Origin of the sequence: Rhodococcus sp. B50, assembly GCF_013602415.1 — a bacterium.
Lineage (GTDB): Bacteria > Actinomycetota > Actinomycetes > Mycobacteriales > Mycobacteriaceae > Rhodococcus.
In genome coordinates, this window is record NZ_WPAG02000002.1 from 195,475 (window position 1) to 213,863 (window position 18,389).

Here is an 18,389-nt window from a genome sequence, read left to right on the forward strand (position 1 = left end):
GGTCGAAGTGAGTTTCGAAAGGTACGTGGCCCTCGGTGATTCGTTCACCGAGGGAGTGGGCGATCCGGATCCGTCCCGTCCCAACGGGTTACGCGGCTGGGCCGATCTCGTCGCCGGCGAGTTGGCGCGCCGATCGGAGAACTTCGCGTACGCGAACCTCGCAATCCGGGGCAGGTTGCTGCGACCGATCATCGACGAGCAGCTCGAGACCGCCGTGGCGATGCGTCCCGATCTCGTGACGATCTACGCCGGCGGCAACAACCTCATGCGTCCGAAGCTCGACCTCGACGCACTCGCGGCGGAATACGAGGAGGCGGTCGGCAAACTCGCCGCAACCGGCGCCCGCGTCCTGATGTGGACGGCCTACGACGGCAGCTGGGCGCCGGTCTTCGGGATCCTGCGCGGCCGCTGGGCCGTGTACAACGAGCTCGTCCGGGAGATCGCCGACCGGCACGGCGCGACCATCGTCGACTTCTGGCGTTTCGACGAGTACCGGGATCTGCGCATGTGGGATTTCGACCGGCTGCACATGTCCGCGGCCGGTCACCACAACATGGCGATCCGCGTGCTCGACCTGCTCGGTGTCGAACACGATCTCGGGCCGGTGGAGTTCGACGAGGCACCCGTCGTCACCCGGGCCCAGGAACGTGCCGCGGACCGCGCGTGGATGCGCGAGTTCCTCGTCCCCTGGATGGGACGGCGACTGCGCGGAGTTTCCTCCGGCGACGGCGTCACCCCGAAGTACCCCGAGCTCGGACCGGTCCGGTTCTGACCTCCGCTCGTCCCGGCGGCTCCGCCGGGACGAGCGTGGGTCTCACGCCCGCCGGGCCGCCGCGAGCCGGACCATGTGCGCGATCGTCTCGTGCTCGGCCTTCTGCGGCAGCGCGTCGACCGGCCACCACTGCAGGTCGGTGGACTCGTCGCTGCGCACCGGCCGGGCGCCTACGGGTGCCGTCACCAGGAATCGCAGGTCGAGGTGCCGGGTGGGCACTCCGAGCGAGCACGTGATCGGATGGGTGTGCGCCGAGAGCAGGTCCGGATCGATCACCAGATCGGTGATGCCCGATTCCTCGGTCGCCTCGCGCAGTGCCGCGTCGACGACCGTCTCGTCCGACGCCTCGCAGTGACCGCCGAGCTGGATCCACCGGCCCACCCGCGGATGCAGGGTGAGCAGCACATTGCGGTGATCGGCGTCGAGGACGATCGACGACGCCGTGATGTGCCCGGGCACGTGCTCGCGCAGGCACCCGTCGGGCGCGGAATCGAGGAACGCCAGCATGGTGTGCCGCAGTGACTCTGCGTCCTCGGAGTCGGTGCGCCAGGCGGTGAGCCGGTCGATCGCGGAGGCGTGCAGGGAACGCGCCGACACGACTACAGCTCCACGAGGGCGTCGCCCGGATCCGCGGGTTCGCGCGGCTCCGGTTCGGTCAGCGGGTAGCCGACGGCAACCGCCCCGAGCGGCGACCATTCGGCGGGCAGCCCGAGCTCTTCGCGGACCACCTCGGGCGCGAAGATCGTCGAACCGATCCAGCAGCTGCCCAGCCCACGAGTGGACAGGGATACCAGCAGGCCCTGGACCGCGGCGCCGGCAGCGACGGTGAACATCGTTGCCTCCGCTGCGGTGCGACGCGCGTCGGGGTAGTGGTGTGCGCCGTCGGGCACCCAGAACGGGACGATCACCTCGGGTGCGTCGTAGAGGATCGCGCCGCGGGCGAGCCGGCGTTCGACGGCCACGGGGTCGAGTCCGTCGCCGTGGAGATCCTCGGCCCACTTCTCGCGCATGCGATCGAGGAGCCGCCGCCGGACCTGTTCGGTCCGCACCCACACGAACCGCACCGGGCGGGTGTGATGGGGTGCGGGGGCGGTCAGGGCCTCGGCGATCGCCTCGCGCAGATCCTCGGGATCGACGGGTTCGGCGGCGAACTGCCGTACCGAGCGGCGCAGCAGAAGTGCCTCGCGCCGGCCGCGTTCGAGGGCCTCCTCGGTACCGAGCCAGAACAGGTCGTCCTCGCCGCTGCGGATCAGGGCGCGGGCAGCGGAGCCGTCGTCCGGCAGGTCGAGTCCGCGCACCACGGCGACGGGTACACCGCCGAGCTTTCCCTTGACCAGATCGCCTGCCGCGGCGATCTCGTCGGCCACCGCCACGGACGTCACCTGCAGTTCGTTGCCCTGCGAATCGTGCGACCCGGCGTAGGCGTGGAGGACGGGGAGCCCGGACGATCCGATCGCGGCGTCGGTCTGGCCGTTGCGCCAGGCGCGACCCATCGTGTCGGTGACCACCACGGCGACCCGGACGCCGAGCAGCGCTCCGATGCGCTCGCGGAGGGCAGATGCGCTCGCGTCGGGATCCTCGGGCAGCAGCGCGAGTTCGGCGCTGTCGACGTTCGATCCGTCGATCCCGGAGGCTGCCTGCACGATGCCCAGCTTGTTCTCGGTGATGAGGGTGCGGCCCTTGCGGGCCAGCACGCGCACGGCCTCCTCGTTCACGAGGCGCCGGCGCAGTGCGTCGCGGGCATCGGGATCGGTGGGCGCGGCGACGATCCGTCCCTCGACCTTCGAGACCACCTTGCTCGTGACGACGAGGACGTCCCCGTCGGTCAGCCACGGTGCGGCCTGTGCGACGGCCGCGGCCAGATCGTCGCCCGGGCGGAACTCGGGAAGCCCGGGGACGGGCAGGATCTCGATCGGGCCGCCCGGCGCGTGATCGCGCACTGCGGGGTCGGCGACGGCGTCCGGCATCACAGGGTCACTCCGGCGAGCTCGAGGGCGACGCGGGCCATGTCGGCCGTCGCGTCGGTGTCGGTCATGAGCAGGGGAACGGACCGGACCTCGACGCCCGGAACCTCGGCGCGGTCGGTCGAATGCACGAGCCACCCGTCGAGAATGCCTGTGCCGGAGCGGGCACCGTAGTACCGGCCGACGGCCTCGGCGGTGGTCTCCACCCCGATGACGTCCAGGCATGCATCGGCCATCCCGCGCAGGGCCTTGCCGTCGATGACGGGGGAGAGACCGACGACCTTCGCGGAGGTGGTGCGCAGCGCGCCCCGGATACCCGGAATCGCGAGGATGGCGCCGACGCTCACGACGGGATTGGACGGGGCCAGCAGGACGGCATCGGCGTTCTCGATCGCCTCAACGACTCCGGGAGCCGGCTTCGCCTCCTCCGCACCGATGTGCGCGAAGCTGTGGGTCGGAACCTGGGCGCGGTGGCGGACCCACCATTCCTCGAAGTGCACGGCGCGCTGGTCACCGTCCTCGGGATCGGTGATGACGACGTGTGTCTCGCTGCGATCGTCGGAGACGGGAAGCAGGGTCACTCCGGGCTTCCATCGGGTGCACAGTGCTTCGGTGACGGCCGAGAGCGGATAGCCGGTCCGCAACATCTGCGTGCGGATGAGGTGTGTGGCTATGTCGCGGTCGCCGAGACCGAACCAGTCGGGGATCGCACCGTAGGCGGCGAGTTCCTCCTTCGCGTTCCAGGTCTCGCCCGCCCTGCCCCAGCCGCGTTCGGTGTCGATCCCACCGCCCAGGGTGTACATGCAGGTGTCGAGGTCCGGACAGATCCTCAGACCGTGCATCCAGACGTCGTCGCCGACGTTGACGATCGCGGTGATGCGGTGTGCCGCGTCCGGATTCGGCTCGACGCCGGGGGAAATATCGAGAAGCCGGCGCAAACCTGAGAGAAAACGCGCCCCACCGACACCTCCGACCAATACAGTCACATTCACGGCCCAAGCCTAAGCGGTGCGTCATCTACCCGGTCGCGCGCCGTCCGAAACGCGTTTCGGCAAAGCGGCCGATGATATGTGAACAACGCCGCTCCGCTTGACCGCGACACACCCGAAGTGTCTAATCACATACATGTCATTCGATAATCGAATTCGAGATCCCTTGCGGTGAACCCGCATTCGAACGAGTATTCGAGGGATGGCAGCGGGTTGATCCCCGGTCATGATTCGGCGCTGCAGGTGAGGAGGGACAATGGCCGGCGAGCGCGACAGCTTCGAGCTCATTCGAAGCGATACTGCAGTCGAGGCTGTCTGTGACTACCCGGACGTCGGGGTGCCCGTCCTGAGTTTGATTTCGGGATTCGGCGACCCTGCGGATGGCGAGGAGCAGTGGCAGGAGCGTGCGCTCTGTGCGCAGACCGATCCGGAGGCATTCTTCCCCGAGAAGGGTGGATCCACCAGAGAGGCCAAGCGCATCTGCATGGGGTGTGAGGTTCGGGACGAATGTCTCGAATACGCCCTCGCTCACGACGAGCGGTTCGGTATCTGGGGCGGGCTTTCCGAGAGGGAACGCCGTCGCCTCAAGCGCGGAATAGTCTGACGAGGAGTTCGGCCCGGTACGGGGAGTACGGGACCGAGTGAAACACCGAGTCCGACGACGAAGGTCGGGTTGCGGCCGTGGGGGACGAGCAACCCGACCTTCGTCATGTTTCCGGACGGTGTTCAGTCCTCGTCGTCCTCGCCGAGCGTCGGATCCACGACTTCCGGCTCGACGCCGAGATAGGTGGCCACCTGGTGCACGAGGACGTCGTGGACCAGGTCCGTCAGATCGTCCGGATCCTTCGCGCGCACCTCGAGAGGGCGACGGAACAACACGATCCGCGCCCGGGTGGCGGCGCCTCGTCGATCGATCCCCGCGGGTACGAGGCGGGACAGTGGCACCGGCCCGTCGGCGACCACTTCGTCGGGCCAGTTCACCGAATCGGGATCGCGCGCCCGGATCTTCGGGACCTCGTCCACGGCGATGTCGAGCTTGGTGAGCCGATCGTGCCAGCGCGCGTCGATCGGCGCGAACGCGCCGAGTACGAGCAGGTCGAACTTCTCGGCGCGGGTCTTCCAGGCCGGCAGGCTCTGCGGGAACAGGGGGCCGCGGATTCCTCTGCCGCGGCGTGCCACGGAACGGGACGACACAGGGCGGGAACGTCGTGCGCGGACCATGCCATGGACACTACGACACGAAAATCCGCCGCCCGTTTCGGTGTGTCCGAATAGTCCTGGAGCGCTCGGCGCGCTACGCTCCCAGTCGTGAGAACACTGCGTCGATGCTGCCGGCCTGGGTGCAAGAACCCTGCTGTTGCGACGCTGACCTACGTGTACTCGGACTCCACCGCCGTGGTCGGCCCCCTGGCGACCGTCGCGGAACCGCACTCGTGGGATCTCTGCGAGATGCACGGTTCACGCATCACGGCCCCCAAGGGATGGGAGCTCGTCCGGTACGAGGGAGCGTTCTCGTCGGCCACCCCCGACGAGGACGATCTGACCGCCCTCGCCGAGGCCGTACGCGAGGCCGGCCTGGGTGAGCGCTCCCGCTCCGACTCGGGCGACGACGATGCCGAGGAGCCCCAACGGGCCGTCGTGCCCCCCACCGCGCGCACCGGCCGACGCGGTCACCTGCGTGTTCTTCCCGATCCCACGTCCTGAGCCGTTCGCACTAGGCTGAGCGGGTGCGATGTCGCGGAGGACGGCATCGCACGAGTCGAGGTTCAGGAGTCAATACAGTGGCGAGAGCTGCCGAGTCGGTGTCAGCGGTCATCAAGGCGTACGACGTCCGGGGAGTCGTCGGGGAGCAGATCGACGAGGAGTTCGTCCGCGAGGTCGGAGCGTCGTTCGCACGTCTGTTGCGCAGCGAGGGCAGCGCCGACCGTGTGGTGATCGGGCACGACATGCGCGCCTCGTCCCCGTCGTTGTCCCAGGCTTTCGCCGACGGGGTCACCGCACAGGGACTCGACGTGGTGCTCATCGGACTCGCGTCCACCGACCAGCTCTACTTCGCGTCGGGTCTGCTCGACGCACCCGGCGCGATGTTCACCGCGAGCCACAACCCCGCGAAGTACAACGGCATCAAGCTCTGCCGCGCCGGTGCCAAGCCCGTCGGACAGGACACCGGTCTGGCGCAGATCTCGGCCGATCTCGTCGAGGGTGTACCCGGATACGACGGCGAGCGTGGCAGCATCACCGAGCGCGACGTCCTCGAGGACTACGCCTCGTTCGTCCGCGGTCTGGTCGACCTCGCGCAGATGCGGCCGCTCAAGGTGGCGGTCGACGCCGGTAACGGCATGGGCGGCCACACCGTCCCCGCCGTCTTCGGTGCCCTGCCCGTCGACCTCGTCCCGCTGTACTTCGAACTCGACGGCACCTTCCCGAACCACGAGGCGAACCCTCTCGATCCCGCCAACCTCGTCGACCTCCAGCGTCTGGTCGTCGAGTCCGGCGCCGACGTGGGCCTGGCCTTCGACGGCGACGCCGATCGCTGCTTCGTGGTCGACGAGCGCGGCGAGCCGGTCACGCCGTCGGCGGTGACGGCGCTCGTCGCAGCACGCGAGCTCGCCAAGGACCCCGGCTCCACGATCATCCACAACCTGATCACCTCGCGGGTGGTGCCAGAGCTCGTCACCGAGCAGGGCGGCAAGCCCGTCCGCACCCGGGTCGGCCATTCGTTCATCAAGCAGCAGATGGCCGAGACCGGCGCGGTCTTCGGCGGGGAGCACTCGGCACACTATTACTTCCGCGATTTCTGGGGCGCCGACTCGGGCATGCTCGCGGCACTGCACGTACTCGCCGCGCTGGCCTCGCAGGACGGTCCGCTCTCCGGGCTGATGAGCTCCTACAACCGGTACGCGGCGTCGGGGGAGATCAATTCGACGGTCGCCGACGCGACCGAGCGCACCGAAGCGGTCGTCGCGGCGTTCGCCGATCGCGCGGTGTCGATCGACCGGCTCGACGGTGTCACCGTGGACCTGCCCGACAACGCATGGTTCAACCTGCGCGCGTCCAACACCGAGCCGCTGCTGCGGCTCAACGTGGAGGCGCGCACGGACGGTGAGGTCGAGGCATTGGTCGAGGAGATCCTTTCCGTCGTTCGTGCGTAGACGGAGGGACAACGGGAATAATCGAAGTGCCGGTGCATGGCGTGCCGGGCTCGGTCAGGTGGCTCGCCGAGGTCGCGGCGGCGGAAGGAAGGTGATGCGGTCGTGACGGCACCCTCACCGCTGTTCGACTTCGACGATGCGGGCGGCCTGCTCGCCGCCGATGTCGACGGCATCCTCAGGAGCGCGGCTCTCGGCGGCGCTCAGATCCGCGCGGTCGCCGCGGCGGTCGACGAAGGTCTGCTCGGACGCCTCACCGACATGCATCCCCGCAGTGTCGTTTTCGTCGGCACCGATGCCCGCGCCAGATCGGCCGCCGAATTGATCGTCGCGATGTTCGGCGGCCAGGCCGGTGTACCGCTGGTCGCCGCTCCGGCCACTCCACCCTGGGTGGGTGCGCTCGACGTCGTGGTGGTCTCGGGAAACGATGCCGGCGATCCGGAATTGGCTCGCAGCATCGACGCCGGACTACGGCGCAGCGCGGAAGTCGTCGTCGACGCCCCGGACGAGGGTCCGGTGCGGGCGGTCGCGGCCGGTCGCGCGATGTCGTTGCCGCCTCGGGTCCGCGTCCAGACGCGGTACGTGCTCGCCCGGCATGTCGCGGTGTTCTGCGCGGTCCTCGGTGTGCTGCAGCGGGCCGTGCGGATCGCCGGTGTGCCGCTGCTCGCCGACGTGGCCGACACGGCCGACGAGGAAGCGGCGCGTAATCATCCGGAGAACGAGGTCTTCCACAATCCTGCGAAGTCGCTCGCGGTGCGCATGCAGTCGCGCCGGGTGGTGTTCGCGGGTGATTCCGCCGCGACAACGGTGCTCGCCCGGCACGCGTCGGAGTCCTTGCTGCGGGAGGCGGGCGTGGTCGCGGGCGCCGCGGCGCTCGGCGACGTTCTGGTCGCCCGCGATCGGCTCACGGCCGTCGTTGCCGCGAGCGGTGAGAACTACGACCCGTTCTTCCACGACGAAGAACTGGACGGGCCGGCGCCGATCGCACCGGCGCGGGTGTTCGTGCTCAGTACGGACCCCGACCGGTCGGCGGCGCAGCGGAGGACGGCGGCACTACCGGATGTGGAATTGATGTCCGTGATCGGAGAATTCGAGTCGAGCACGGTACCGACCGTGCTGGAACAGGTGGCAGTGTTGACTGTCCGCACAGAAATGGCGGCCGCATATCTCGGATTGGCGGGGGGGAGATAGTGCACCGACTCGAAGGGGCGGTGCGCTCGTACGCCTGGGGATCGCGGACCGCGATCGCCACTCTGCGTGGCCGGACTGTGCCGTCCCATCATCCCGAGGCCGAGTTGTGGCTCGGTGCGCACCCGGCAGATCCCGCCCGGCTGGTGGATTCCGACGGCGACGAGCACTCGCTGCTCGACCTGCTGTCGGCCGATCCGCAGCGACACCTCGGCGACCGCACGGTGGGGGCGTTCGGGCCCCGGCTGCCCTTCCTCCTCAAGCTCCTGGCGGCGGAGGAGCCCTTGTCGTTGCAGGCGCATCCCAGCGCCCGTCAGGCGGCCGAGGGGTTCGCTCGCGAGGAAGCGCTGGGAATCCCGATCGACTCGCCGGTTCGCAACTACAAGGACGCGAGCCACAAGCCCGAACTCGTGGTGGCGCTGACGCGATTCGAGGCGCTCGCCGGTTTCCGTGATCCGAAGCGGACCGTGGAGCTGTTCGAGGCGCTGGCGGTCCCGGAGCTCGACCCCTATGTGGGGCTGCTCGCGGGGCAACCCGATTCGAGTGGCCTGCGGGCGTTGTTCACCACCTGGATCACGTTGCCTCCGCCCGCTCTCGCGGCGCTGCTGCCGCGCGTGCTCGACGGCTGCGTGACCTATCTCGCCGCCGGCCGGGACGGCGAACGCGACTTCGTTCCGGAGGTGCGCACGGCTCTGCAGCTGGCGGATTTCTATCCCGGCGATGCCGGGGTGCTGGCGTCGCTGCTGCTCAACCGCATCACCCTGCAGCCGGGGGAGGGGCTCTACCTCGACGCGGGGAATCTGCACGCCTATCTGCACGGCATGGGTGTCGAGATCATGGCGAACTCCGACAACGTGCTGCGCGGCGGTCTCACGCCCAAGCACGTGGACGTGCCCGAATTGCTGCGGGTGCTCGACTTCGGCGCGGCGTCGGTGCCGGTCCTCGACGCTGTGCCGGAGGTCTCGGCGGAGACCGTTTCGGGCCAGGCCGGTCCGGTCGAACGCCGCTACCGCACTCCGGCGCCGGAGTTCGCGTTGTCGCGCATCGATCTCGGTGCCGGCGACGCCCTCGGGGTCGGTGCCGATGGTCCCCAGATCCTGCTGTGCACCGCGGGCGATGTCCGGGTCGAGTGCGAGGGCGAGTCGGTGACGCTGAAGCCCGGTGACTCGGCGTGGCTGTCGGCCTGCGATCGGCAGCCGACCGTCCACGGCTGTGCCGCGGACACACAGGTCTTCCGGGCCCGTCTCGGTGAGGTGCCGGCATCGGTGGTCGACGAGTCCTGATCGGGGTCCCGGTCGGGACCGATTCGAACGGAAGGCGAGCCCGCAGGGGCTCGCCTTCGTCGTTTCGGCCGCATGTCGTGAGATTTACAAATACCTCCAAATGTCTAGACCTCGGACGAATAGCGTTCTAGAGTCAAGGTATGAGTGGTGTGCGTCACCGAAGGGTGGCGTACCCGGCGTCATCGACGGTGATGAGGAGACCCGACATGAGTACGGCATCGGCGGATTCGGTGGATCGGCCCGATCTCCACTGGCGCGACCGCAAACGCCATCTGTGGCTTCTGGGATTGGTGCCTCCGACGGCACTGTTCGTCGCCACCGCGCTGGTGTGGGGCGGTAACGAACTCGGTCTGCAGAGCATCACCCCGGTCCTGTGGTGGATCGGCCCGCTGCTGATCTACGTCCTCGTGCCGATGCTCGACCTGTTCATCGGGCCCGACGGCGAGAACCCTCCCGACGAGTTGTTCGAGCAACTCGAGAACGACCGCTTCTACCGCTACTGCACCTACCTGTATCTGCCCTTCCAGTTCGCGTCGCTGATCTTCGCCTGCTATCTGTGGTCGGCCGACGATCTGTCCTGGCTCGGCATCGACGGCGGCCTCGGCGCGATCTCGAAGATCGGTCTCGCCATCTCGGTCGGCGTGGTCGCGGGCATCGGGATCAACACGGCGCACGAACTCGGCCACAAGAAGGTCGAATTCGAACGGCGGCTGTCGAAGTGGGCGCTCGCCCCTGCCTTCTACGGCCACTTCTACATCGAACACAATCGCGGGCACCACGTGCGCGTTGCGACTCCGGAGGATCCCGCCTCGGCGCGGTTCGGGGAGAGTTTCTGGCGTTTCCTGCCGCGCAGTGTGGTCGGCAGCCTGCGCTCGGCATGGCGTCTCGAGCGGGCCCGCCTCGAACGGCTCGACAAGCCGGTGTGGAGCGTGCACAACGACGTCCTCAACGCCTGGGCGATCTCGGTCGCGCTGTACGCGGTGCTGTTGGGTGTCTTCGGCCTGTCCATCGCGCCGTATCTCGTGATCCAGGCGATCTTCGGGTTCTCGCTGCTCGAGGTCGTGAACTATCTCGAGCACTACGGCCTGCTCCGGCAGAAGGCCGGTAAGGGACGCTACGAGCGCTGCTCGCCCGCGCACAGCTGGAACAGCGACCATCTGGTGACCAACATCTTCCTGTACCACCTGCAGCGGCACAGCGATCATCACGCCAATCCCACGCGGCGCTACCAGACCCTGCGCAGCATGGAGATCTCCCCGCAGTTGCCGGCCGGCTACGCGACGATGATCACCCTCGCCTACATCCCGCCGCTGTGGCGCAAGGTCATGGATCACCGTGTGCTCGACCACTACGACGGCGACATCACCCGCGTGAACATCGAGCCGCGTCGGCGCGAGAAGATCCTCGCCCGCTACGGAGTAGTGGATCACGCTGCCGCGGAAGGGAAGTGATCGTGTCGTCCTACCGCTGTCCCGTCTGCGAGTTCACCTACGACGAGAGTGCCGGCGCCCCGCGGGAAGGTTTCCCGCCCGGCACTGCGTGGTCCGAGGTGCCGGACGACTGGCCGTGCCCCGACTGCGGAGTCCGGGAGAAGATCGATTTCGAGGAGTACACCCCATGAGTACCGACTACCGCTTGTTCCGTTGTCTCGTGTGCGGTTTCGAATACGACGAGGCCGAGGGATGGCCCGACGAGGGCATCGAACCGGGCACCCGGTGGGAGGACATCCCCGACGACTGGTCCTGTCCGGACTGCGGTGCCGCCAAGGCCGACTTCGAGATGGTGGAGATCGTCCGCCGGTGAACCCCTGTCCGGTGAAGCCCTGCCCCGTGAACGGCAGCCTGCGTTGCTTTGACGAGCACATCCGGGCGTGAGAGCGTTCCCACCATGTCGAACGCGCGGGTTCCCTTCCACGAGGCCAGTCGGGTGCTGTTGCGCTCGACGATCCTCGACGCCATGCGCGAGCTGTTGCACGAACGCGACTGGTCGGCGGTCACGATGAGCGACGTCGCCCGGACCGCCGGAATCAGCCGACAGACCCTCTACAAGGAATTCTCCTCGCGGCAGGGGCTGGCTCAGGGCTACGCGCTGCGCCTGGTCGACGAGTTCGTCGACGCCGTGGCCGACTCGGTGTACGCGCACGTCGGGGACGCGCGCACCGCTCTCGTCGACGGCTTCGCGTTCTTCTTCGAGGCCTCCGCCGCCGACCCGCTCGTGCAGTCACTGCTGAGCGGTGAGGCCAAGCCCGACCTGCTGCGGTTGATCACCACCGACGCCGCCCCCATCCTCGAGCGGGGCGCGGGTCGCCTCACCGAGACCTTCCATCACAGCTGGATCGCGGCGTCCGAATCCGACGCGGGGATCCTGGCGCGCGCCGTCGTGCGGGTGGCGCTGAGTTTCGTCTCCATGCCACCGGCGTCGGGGCGCGACGTCGCCGCCGACCTCGCCGATCTGCTCGTGCCGTTCGTCGAACGGGCCGCCGTCCGCGGCTGACCGCCGGGCGGCCGGGCGGAACCGTCGTGAACGATCTGCTCGGCCGATCCTTGCGCAGGTTGTATAGCCTGGAACCAACATTGTCTGCCGACAGGAAGAGGCATCTGCACGTGTCTGACACCACGCTCGTCGCCGACCGGGTCAACGGTCTCGATTTCAAGGTCGCCGATCTGTCCCTCGCCGAATTCGGGCGCAAGGAGATCCGGCTCGCCGAACACGAGATGCCGGGCCTGATGGCGTTGCGTCGCGAGTACGCGGAGGTGCAGCCGCTGAAGGGCGCACGGATCTCCGGCTCGCTGCACATGACGGTCCAGACCGCTGTGCTCATCGAAACGCTCGTCTCCCTCGGTGCGCAGGTGCGCTGGGCGTCGTGCAACATCTTCTCCACCCAGGACCACGCCGCCGCGGCGATCGTCGTCGGCCCGCACGGCACCCCCGAAGAGCCCAAGGGCGTCCCGGTCTTCGCCTGGAAGGGCGAGACGCTCGAGGAGTACTGGTGGGCGGCCGAGCAGATGCTCACCTGGCCCGGTGAGCCCGCCAACATGATCCTCGACGACGGCGGCGACGCCACGATGCTCGTGCTCAAGGGCGCCCAGTTCGAGAGGGCCGGCGTCGTCCCGCCGATCGACGAGGAGCAGGACTCCGCCGAGTACCAGGTCTTCCTCGAACTGCTGCGCCGCTCGCTCGCCGCCGACTCGAAGAAGTGGACCACCGTCGCCGAGTCGGTCCAGGGCGTCACCGAGGAAACCACGACCGGCGTGCTGCGTCTGTACCAGCTGTCGGCCGCCGGTGAGCTCGCGTTCCCGGCGATCAACGTCAACGACTCGGTCACCAAGAGCAAGTTCGACAACAAGTACGGCACCCGGCACTCGCTGCTCGACGGCATCAACCGCGGCACCGACGTCCTTATCGGCGGCAAGGCCGCGCTCGTGTGCGGTTACGGCGACGTCGGCAAGGGCTGCGCCGAGGCGCTCCGCGGCCAGGGTGCACGCGTGTCGGTCACCGAGGTCGACCCGATCAACGCGCTGCAGGCCATGATGGACGGCTACGACGTCGTGACGGTCGAGGACTTCATCGGCCGGGCCGACATCGTCATCACCGCGACCGGCAACAAGGACATCATCACCTTCGAACACATGAAGGCGATGAAGCACCAGGCCATCCTCGGCAACATCGGTCATTTCGACAACGAGATCGACATGGCCGGCCTCGAGCGGGCAGCCGACGTCACGCGGATCAACATCAAGCCGCAGGTCGACGAGTTCACCTTCGCCGACGGACATTCGATCATCGTCCTGTCGGAGGGCCGCCTGCTCAACCTCGGCAACGCCACGGGCCACCCCTCCTTCGTGATGAGCAACTCGTTCGCGAACCAGGTGATCGCCCAGATCGAGCTGTGGACCAAGCCCGACGAGTACGACAACGAGGTCTACCGCCTGCCCAAGCATCTCGACGAGAAGGTCGCGAAGATCCACGTCGAGGCGCTCGGCGGGCAGATCACGAAGCTGACCAAGGAGCAGGCGGAGTACATCGGCGTCGACGTCGAGGGCCCGTACAAGCCCGAGCACTACCGCTACTGATCCCGGGCACTCGACGGGAAACGCGGAGCGCATGAGTGATCTGGAATCACAGGGCGCATGGGTGATCTGATCGTCGTCGAGGGTCTCGACGGGGCCGGCAAACGGACGTTGTCCGCCGGTCTCGTCGAGACCTGGCGCGAAGCCGGACGGAGGGTCGCGACACTGGCCTTCCCGCGTTACGGGCAGTCGATCCACGCCGATCTGGGTGCGGAGGCATTGCGCGGGCAGCACGGCGACACCGCCTCGAGCGTCGAGGCGATGGCGCTGCTGTGGGCCCTCGACCGCCGTGATGCGGCCGACGAACTGCGGAAGCTGCTCGCCGACAACGACATCGTGTTGCTCGACCGGTACGTCGCGTCCAACGCCGCGTACACCGCGGCCCGCCGGAACGAGGACGCGACGGGCCCGGCGGTGGAGTGGATCCGCCGGCTCGAGTTCGAACGGTTCGGGCTTCCGGTGCCCGATCTGCAGGTGCTGCTCCGCGTTCCCGTCGAACTGGCCGCGGAGCGTGCCCGTCACCGAGCCGCGACCGAGGCGGACCGCGACCGCGACGCCTACGAGCGCGACGCCGGTCTACAGGAACGCACGGGCGCGGTGTACGACGGGCTCGCGCAGCAACAGTGGATGTCTCCCTGGGAGGTCGCGGGCCCGCAGACCTCCGCGCGACAACTCGCCGTTCACATCTCAAATCTGCTTCACGACGGTGAAGGGGTGACACGATAGAGGCTATGAAGCCGAGGATTCTGGTAGTCGACGACGACACCGCGCTGGCCGAGATGCTCACGATCGTGCTGCGCGGCGAGGGATTCGAACCGTTCGTGGTGGGGGACGGCACGCAGGCGCTCGGTGCCGTGCGCGAGATCCGACCCGACCTCGTCCTGCTCGATCTCATGCTCCCCGGCATGAACGGCATCGACGTCTGTCGCGTGCTCCGCGCGGATTCGGGTGTGCCGATCGTGATGCTCACCGCCAAGTCCGACACCGTCGACGTCGTCCTCGGTCTCGAGTCCGGCGCCGACGACTACATCGTCAAGCCGTTCAAGCCGAAGGAACTCGTCGCGCGCGTGCGGGCCAGGCTGCGCCGCACCGAGCAGGAACCGGCCGAGGTCCTGACGATCGGCGACATCACCATCGACGTCCCCGCCCACAAGGTCACCCGCGGCGACGAGGCGATCTCGCTCACGCCTCTCGAGTTCGATCTGCTCGTGGCGCTCGCGCGCAAGCCGCGCCAGGTGTTCACACGTGAGGTCCTGCTCGAACAGGTCTGGGGCTACCGGCATGCCGCCGACACCCGGCTCGTGAACGTCCACGTCCAGCGCCTGCGCGCGAAGGTCGAGAAGGATCCCGAGAATCCCGAGGCGGTGCTCACGGTGCGGGGGGTCGGCTACAAGGCCGGACCGCCGTGATCCGAACCTACCGGCTTCGGCGGCGTATCACGCGTAGGACGCTGCCGCTGGTGAGGTGGTCGCGGTCGATGAGCAGCCGACTCGCGCACACCTGGCGACGATCGCTGCAGCTGCGGGTCGTGACCTCGACCCTCACGCTGTCGTTGATCGTCATGTTCGTGCTCGGAGTGGTACTCACGAGCCAGATCACCGATCGTCTGCTCGAAGTGAAGATCGATGCCGCGACCGAGGAGATGGAGCGCTCGCGCGCACTCGTCGAGGGACAGCTCGCAGGCGCCGACGACTCGGGCTCGCTCGCGGTCCGTCTCGACGGTGCCGCGGCGATCCTCACCAGCCGCGGCAGCGACGGGGGACAGGACACCGGCGTCGCCGGAACCTTCGACCCCGTCCTCATCGTCCCCGGCGACGGTCCGCGGGCCCCCACCTCGAGCGGGCCCGCCGACCAGATCCCGCAGAACCTGCGCGCGTTCGTCCAGAACGGGCAGATCGCGTACCAGTTCGCGACCGTCGCCGATCCCGACGGTTACACCGGGCCGGCCCTGATCATGGGTAGTCCCACCGACTCCGACATCTCGACGCTCGAGCTGTATCTCGTCTTCCCGCTCGGCGGTGAGGAACGCACCCTCGCCCTCGTCCGCGGCACTCTGCTCGTCGGCGCCGTGGTCCTGCTCGTCCTGCTGGCAGCGATCTCCATGATCGTCGCGCGGCAGGTCGTGCTCCCCATCCGGTCGGCCTCCCGAATCGCCGTGCGGTTCGCGGACGGGCGGCTCAAGGAACGCATGCCGGTCCGAGGCGAGGACGACATGGCGCGCCTCGCGATGTCGTTCAACGAGATGGCCGAGAGCTTGTCGCGGCAGATCACCCAGCTCGAGGAGTACGGCAACCTGCAGAAGCGGTTCACCTCCGACGTGAGCCACGAACTGCGCACCCCGCTTACGACGGTGCGCATGGCCGCCGACCTCATCCACGACGGAAGCGACGACCTCGACCCCGTCCTCAAACGGTCCTCCGAACTGCTCGTCGCCGAACTCGACCGTTTCGAGAGTCTGCTCAACGACCTGCTCGAGATCAGCCGGCATGACGCAGGTGTCGCCGAACTCGCCTCCGAGCGTCTCGACCTGCGGATGTGCGCGCGTGCCGCCGTCTCGACCGTGCGTCACCTGGCCCGCGAGACCGCCACCGAGCTCATCGTCGACATGCCGGACGAGTCCGTCGAGGCCGACGTCGACCCGCGTCGTGTCGAACGCATCCTGCGGAACCTCCTCGCCAACGCGATCGATCACGGTGAGGGCAAACCCATCCTGCTGCGGCTGCGCGCCGACGACACCGCCGCGGCCTTCGTCGTGCGTGATCAGGGCGTGGGCCTGCGACCGGGGGAGGAGAAGCTCGTCTTCAACCGCTTCTGGCGTTCGGACCCGTCGCGGGTCCGGCGCTCCGGTGGCACCGGACTCGGACTCGCCATCAGCGTCGAGGACGCCAACCTGCACAACGGCAAACTCGAGGCGTGGGGCGAACCGGGACGGGGTGCCAGCTTCCGGCTGACCCTGCCCCGCGAACGCGGCCGTAAAGTGGGTCGCAGCCCCCTTCCGCTCGTCCCCAGCGCAGCGAAGGCCGTGCAGGGCAAGCCCCCGTCGGGCGACGGCACCTCGGAGGAGCCGTCGAGCGGAAGGGCCCCGACCGACTCTGCGACCACACCGTCCGAAGGAGCCAGTACATGAGCCGCTCGACTCCGCGTGCAGCGGGCGTGCTCCTCGTACTCCTGACGGTGGCCGGACTTGTGCTGTCGGGATGTGCCACCCTGCCCGATTCGTCGTCCCCGCAGGCCATCGGAACCCTCGAACGCGGCCCCTCGACCACGGAGGTCGCCGCACCGGTACCGGGTCGCGAACCCGACCTGCTCCTGCGCGACTTCCTCCAGGCCAGCACGGATCCGACCAACCGCCATCGCGCGGCCCGCCAGTTCCTCACGCCCACGATGTCCGACACCTGGGACGACGCCGCGAGCGCGACGATCGTCGACAAGGTCGACGTCCTCGTCGAGGAGCGCGACGGCGACAGCGCCACCTACGTGGTGCGGGCGAGCACCGTCGGCTATCTCGAGGAGGGCGGCATCTACCGCCCCGCCGACGGGGAGTTCGAGGCGCGTTTCTCCCTCGTCCGCACCGACGGGGAGTGGCGCATCGACCGGCTGCCGGCCGGCGTCATCATGGACCGCCCCCGCTTCCTCAACACCTATCAGCGTCGCTCGCTGTACTTCCTCGACCCGACCGGCAACGCCGTCGTCCCCGATCCCCGGTGGATCACGGGCACACCCGAGCAGACGGCCTCCCAGCTGATCGGGTTGCTCGTCGAAGGTCCGAAGCAGGTACTCGCCCCCGCGGTGAAGAACCTGCTCGAGGACGTCACCGTCATCGGATCGGTGACGAAGGCCGACGGCCGCACGACCGACGTGGGGATCGGACTCGGCGGTATCCGCATCGACTTCCAAGGGGTCGGCTCGATGGGCCGGCAGGATCGCGAACTGCTCGCCGCACAGGTGATCTGGACCCTCGCCAATGCCGACATCAGCGGTCCGTACCACCTCCTCGCCGACGGCCAGCCGCTCGACGAACGCTTCCCGAACGGGTGGACCACCGCGGACGTGGCGTCGATGAACCCACTCGCCGCGTCGAGCGTGACGGTGGGTCTGCACGCCCTGCTCGACGGGGCACTGGTGAGCGTTGCCGAGACGGGCGTGACACCCGTCCGCAGCTTCTTCGGTGCGTCCGACGACCTCCAGTCGGTCGCCCTGTCGCTGGACGGCGAACTCGTCGCCGCGGTCGAGAACACCGGGAAACCGGAACCGGAACCCGCCGTGCAATTGATGGTGGGGGCCTACAGCGAGGGCGGTGCCGAGCCGGCGGTCGACGGCGAGTCGATCACGCGGCCGTCCTGGTCGCCCAACAACAATTCGGTGTGGGCGGTCGTCAACGGGACCGCGGTGGTGCGCGCGGTGCGCGAACCCGGCACCGGGCGGGTCACCGTCGTCGGGGTCGAGGCGGGGGCGATCCGCGGTCTCGGCGGCCGCATCACCGAGCTGCGCCTGTCGCGCGACGGTGTCCGCGCCGCCATGATCATCGATGGGCGAGTCTTCGTCGCGACCGTCGTGCCGACCACGACCGGCGAGTACTCGCTCACCAATCCGCGGGAGATCGGGTTCGGTCTCGGCGGTCCCGCGCTCGCCCTGGACTGGAGCACGGCCGACACGATCGTCGTCTCCCGCGCGTCGGCCGACGTGCCTGTCGTGCAGGTCGCGGTGGACGGCTCACGCATCGACGCACTGCCGAGCCGCAATCTCACGCCTCCGGTGGTGGCGGTCGAGGCATCGACGGCGAGCGAGTTCGTCGCGGATTCCCGGACGGTCTTCCAGCTCAACAACCGCGACCCCGCCGGTGACCGGTACTGGCGTGAGGTGCCCGGCCTCGCCGGGATGGCCGCGATTCCCGTCCTGCCGGGCTGAGCACGGTGCCGGTGGCACCGGCTGCCGGTGTCGGCGTCGATACCCGACTGTCGGTGACGTCCGGCA

Annotated in this window: 19 protein-coding genes; 15 read left to right on the top strand and 4 right to left on the bottom strand. The window is 68.5% G+C overall.

Annotation, left to right across the window (positions count from 1 at the left end):
- Window positions 1-7 precede the first annotated feature (7 nt).
- Window positions 8-772: an SGNH/GDSL hydrolase family protein gene (locus GON09_RS01210; protein ID WP_213930248.1), complete on the top strand. Its 765-nt coding sequence runs from the start codon at window positions 8-10 to the stop codon at window positions 770-772.
- A 42-nt stretch (window positions 773-814) separates the two neighbouring features.
- Here the strand turns inward: GON09_RS01210 and GON09_RS01215 are convergent, their stop codons facing one another.
- From GON09_RS01215 to cofD, 3 genes are read right to left on the bottom strand one after another with little or no spacing between them, the layout of a single operon-like run.
- Window positions 815-1,369, bottom strand: a complete 555-nt coding sequence (locus GON09_RS01215; RefSeq protein WP_213930249.1) for an NUDIX hydrolase — start codon at window positions 1,367-1,369, stop codon at window positions 815-817.
- Window positions 1,370-1,371: 2 nt separating this feature from the next.
- Window positions 1,372-2,739 (bottom strand): coenzyme F420-0:L-glutamate ligase, encoded by a 1,368-nt coding sequence (locus tag GON09_RS01220; RefSeq protein WP_213930250.1) that lies wholly within the window; start codon window positions 2,737-2,739, stop codon window positions 1,372-1,374.
- Window positions 2,739-3,728 (bottom strand): 2-phospho-L-lactate transferase, encoded by a 990-nt coding sequence (gene cofD / locus GON09_RS01225; RefSeq protein WP_213930251.1) that lies wholly within the window; start codon window positions 3,726-3,728, stop codon window positions 2,739-2,741. The genes GON09_RS01220 and cofD overlap by 1 nt, the downstream gene beginning before the upstream one ends.
- Window positions 3,729-4,062: 334 nt before the next feature.
- Here cofD and GON09_RS01230 point away from each other — a divergent pair, with 334 nt between their 5' ends.
- A complete protein-coding gene (locus GON09_RS01230) occupies window positions 4,063-4,329 on the top strand; it encodes a WhiB family transcriptional regulator (RefSeq protein ID WP_167414258.1) in 267 nt (88 codons plus the stop codon).
- A 122-nt stretch (window positions 4,330-4,451) separates the two neighbouring features.
- Here GON09_RS01230 and GON09_RS01235 read toward each other — a convergent pair whose 3' ends face one another.
- Window positions 4,452-4,946: a metallopeptidase family protein gene (locus GON09_RS01235; RefSeq protein WP_059382262.1), complete on the bottom strand. Its 495-nt coding sequence runs from the start codon at window positions 4,944-4,946 to the stop codon at window positions 4,452-4,454.
- A gap of 87 nt (window positions 4,947-5,033) precedes the next feature.
- Between GON09_RS01235 and GON09_RS01240 the strand changes: the two genes are divergently transcribed.
- From GON09_RS01240 to lpqB, 13 genes are all read left to right on the top strand, one after another.
- Window positions 5,034-5,429, top strand: coding sequence for a DUF3499 domain-containing protein (locus GON09_RS01240; protein WP_213930252.1), 396 nt, complete (start codon window positions 5,034-5,036; stop codon window positions 5,427-5,429).
- A 77-nt stretch (window positions 5,430-5,506) separates the two neighbouring features.
- Window positions 5,507-6,877: a phosphomannomutase/phosphoglucomutase gene (locus GON09_RS01245; RefSeq protein WP_213930253.1), complete on the top strand. Its 1,371-nt coding sequence runs from the start codon at window positions 5,507-5,509 to the stop codon at window positions 6,875-6,877.
- Between the two features lie 102 nt (window positions 6,878-6,979).
- Window positions 6,980-8,065 carry a tobH protein gene (locus GON09_RS01250; protein WP_213930254.1) on the top strand — a complete coding sequence of 362 codons (1,086 nt, stop codon included), beginning with the start codon at window positions 6,980-6,982 and terminating at the stop codon, window positions 8,063-8,065.
- Complete coding sequence (gene manA, locus GON09_RS01255; protein ID WP_213930255.1) at window positions 8,065-9,345, top strand: mannose-6-phosphate isomerase, class I; 1,281 nt, start codon at window positions 8,065-8,067, stop codon at window positions 9,343-9,345. The genes GON09_RS01250 and manA overlap by 1 nt, the downstream gene beginning before the upstream one ends.
- A gap of 206 nt (window positions 9,346-9,551) precedes the next feature.
- Window positions 9,552-10,796 carry an alkane 1-monooxygenase gene (locus tag GON09_RS01260; RefSeq protein ID WP_213930256.1) on the top strand — a complete coding sequence of 415 codons (1,245 nt, stop codon included), beginning with the start codon at window positions 9,552-9,554 and terminating at the stop codon, window positions 10,794-10,796.
- Between the two features lie 2 nt (window positions 10,797-10,798).
- Window positions 10,799-10,966 carry a rubredoxin gene (locus tag GON09_RS01265; protein ID WP_213930257.1) on the top strand — a complete coding sequence of 56 codons (168 nt, stop codon included), beginning with the start codon at window positions 10,799-10,801 and terminating at the stop codon, window positions 10,964-10,966.
- Window positions 10,963-11,148 carry a rubredoxin gene (locus GON09_RS01270; RefSeq protein ID WP_016694878.1) on the top strand — a complete coding sequence of 62 codons (186 nt, stop codon included), beginning with the start codon at window positions 10,963-10,965 and terminating at the stop codon, window positions 11,146-11,148. Before GON09_RS01265 ends, GON09_RS01270 begins: the two co-directional genes overlap by 4 nt.
- A gap of 84 nt (window positions 11,149-11,232) precedes the next feature.
- On the top strand, window positions 11,233-11,838 hold the full coding sequence (locus GON09_RS01275) for a TetR family transcriptional regulator (protein ID WP_213930258.1): 606 nt from the start codon (window positions 11,233-11,235) through the stop codon (window positions 11,836-11,838).
- A 110-nt stretch (window positions 11,839-11,948) separates the two neighbouring features.
- Window positions 11,949-13,418 carry an adenosylhomocysteinase gene (gene ahcY / locus GON09_RS01280; protein ID WP_213930259.1) on the top strand — a complete coding sequence of 490 codons (1,470 nt, stop codon included), beginning with the start codon at window positions 11,949-11,951 and terminating at the stop codon, window positions 13,416-13,418.
- Between the two features lie 57 nt (window positions 13,419-13,475).
- Complete coding sequence (locus tag GON09_RS01285; RefSeq protein WP_213930260.1) at window positions 13,476-14,141, top strand: dTMP kinase; 666 nt, start codon at window positions 13,476-13,478, stop codon at window positions 14,139-14,141.
- 5 nt (window positions 14,142-14,146) lie between these two features.
- Window positions 14,147-14,824 carry an MtrAB system response regulator MtrA gene (gene mtrA, locus GON09_RS01290; protein WP_006550216.1) on the top strand — a complete coding sequence of 226 codons (678 nt, stop codon included), beginning with the start codon at window positions 14,147-14,149 and terminating at the stop codon, window positions 14,822-14,824.
- 68 nt (window positions 14,825-14,892) lie between these two features.
- Window positions 14,893-16,542, top strand: a complete 1,650-nt coding sequence (gene mtrB / locus GON09_RS01295; RefSeq protein WP_244865337.1) for an MtrAB system histidine kinase MtrB — start codon at window positions 14,893-14,895, stop codon at window positions 16,540-16,542.
- Window positions 16,539-18,323, top strand: a complete 1,785-nt coding sequence (lpqB, locus tag GON09_RS01300; RefSeq protein ID WP_213930262.1) for an MtrAB system accessory lipoprotein LpqB — start codon at window positions 16,539-16,541, stop codon at window positions 18,321-18,323. The genes mtrB and lpqB overlap by 4 nt, the downstream gene beginning before the upstream one ends.
- The last annotated feature ends 66 nt before the right edge of the window (window positions 18,324-18,389 follow it).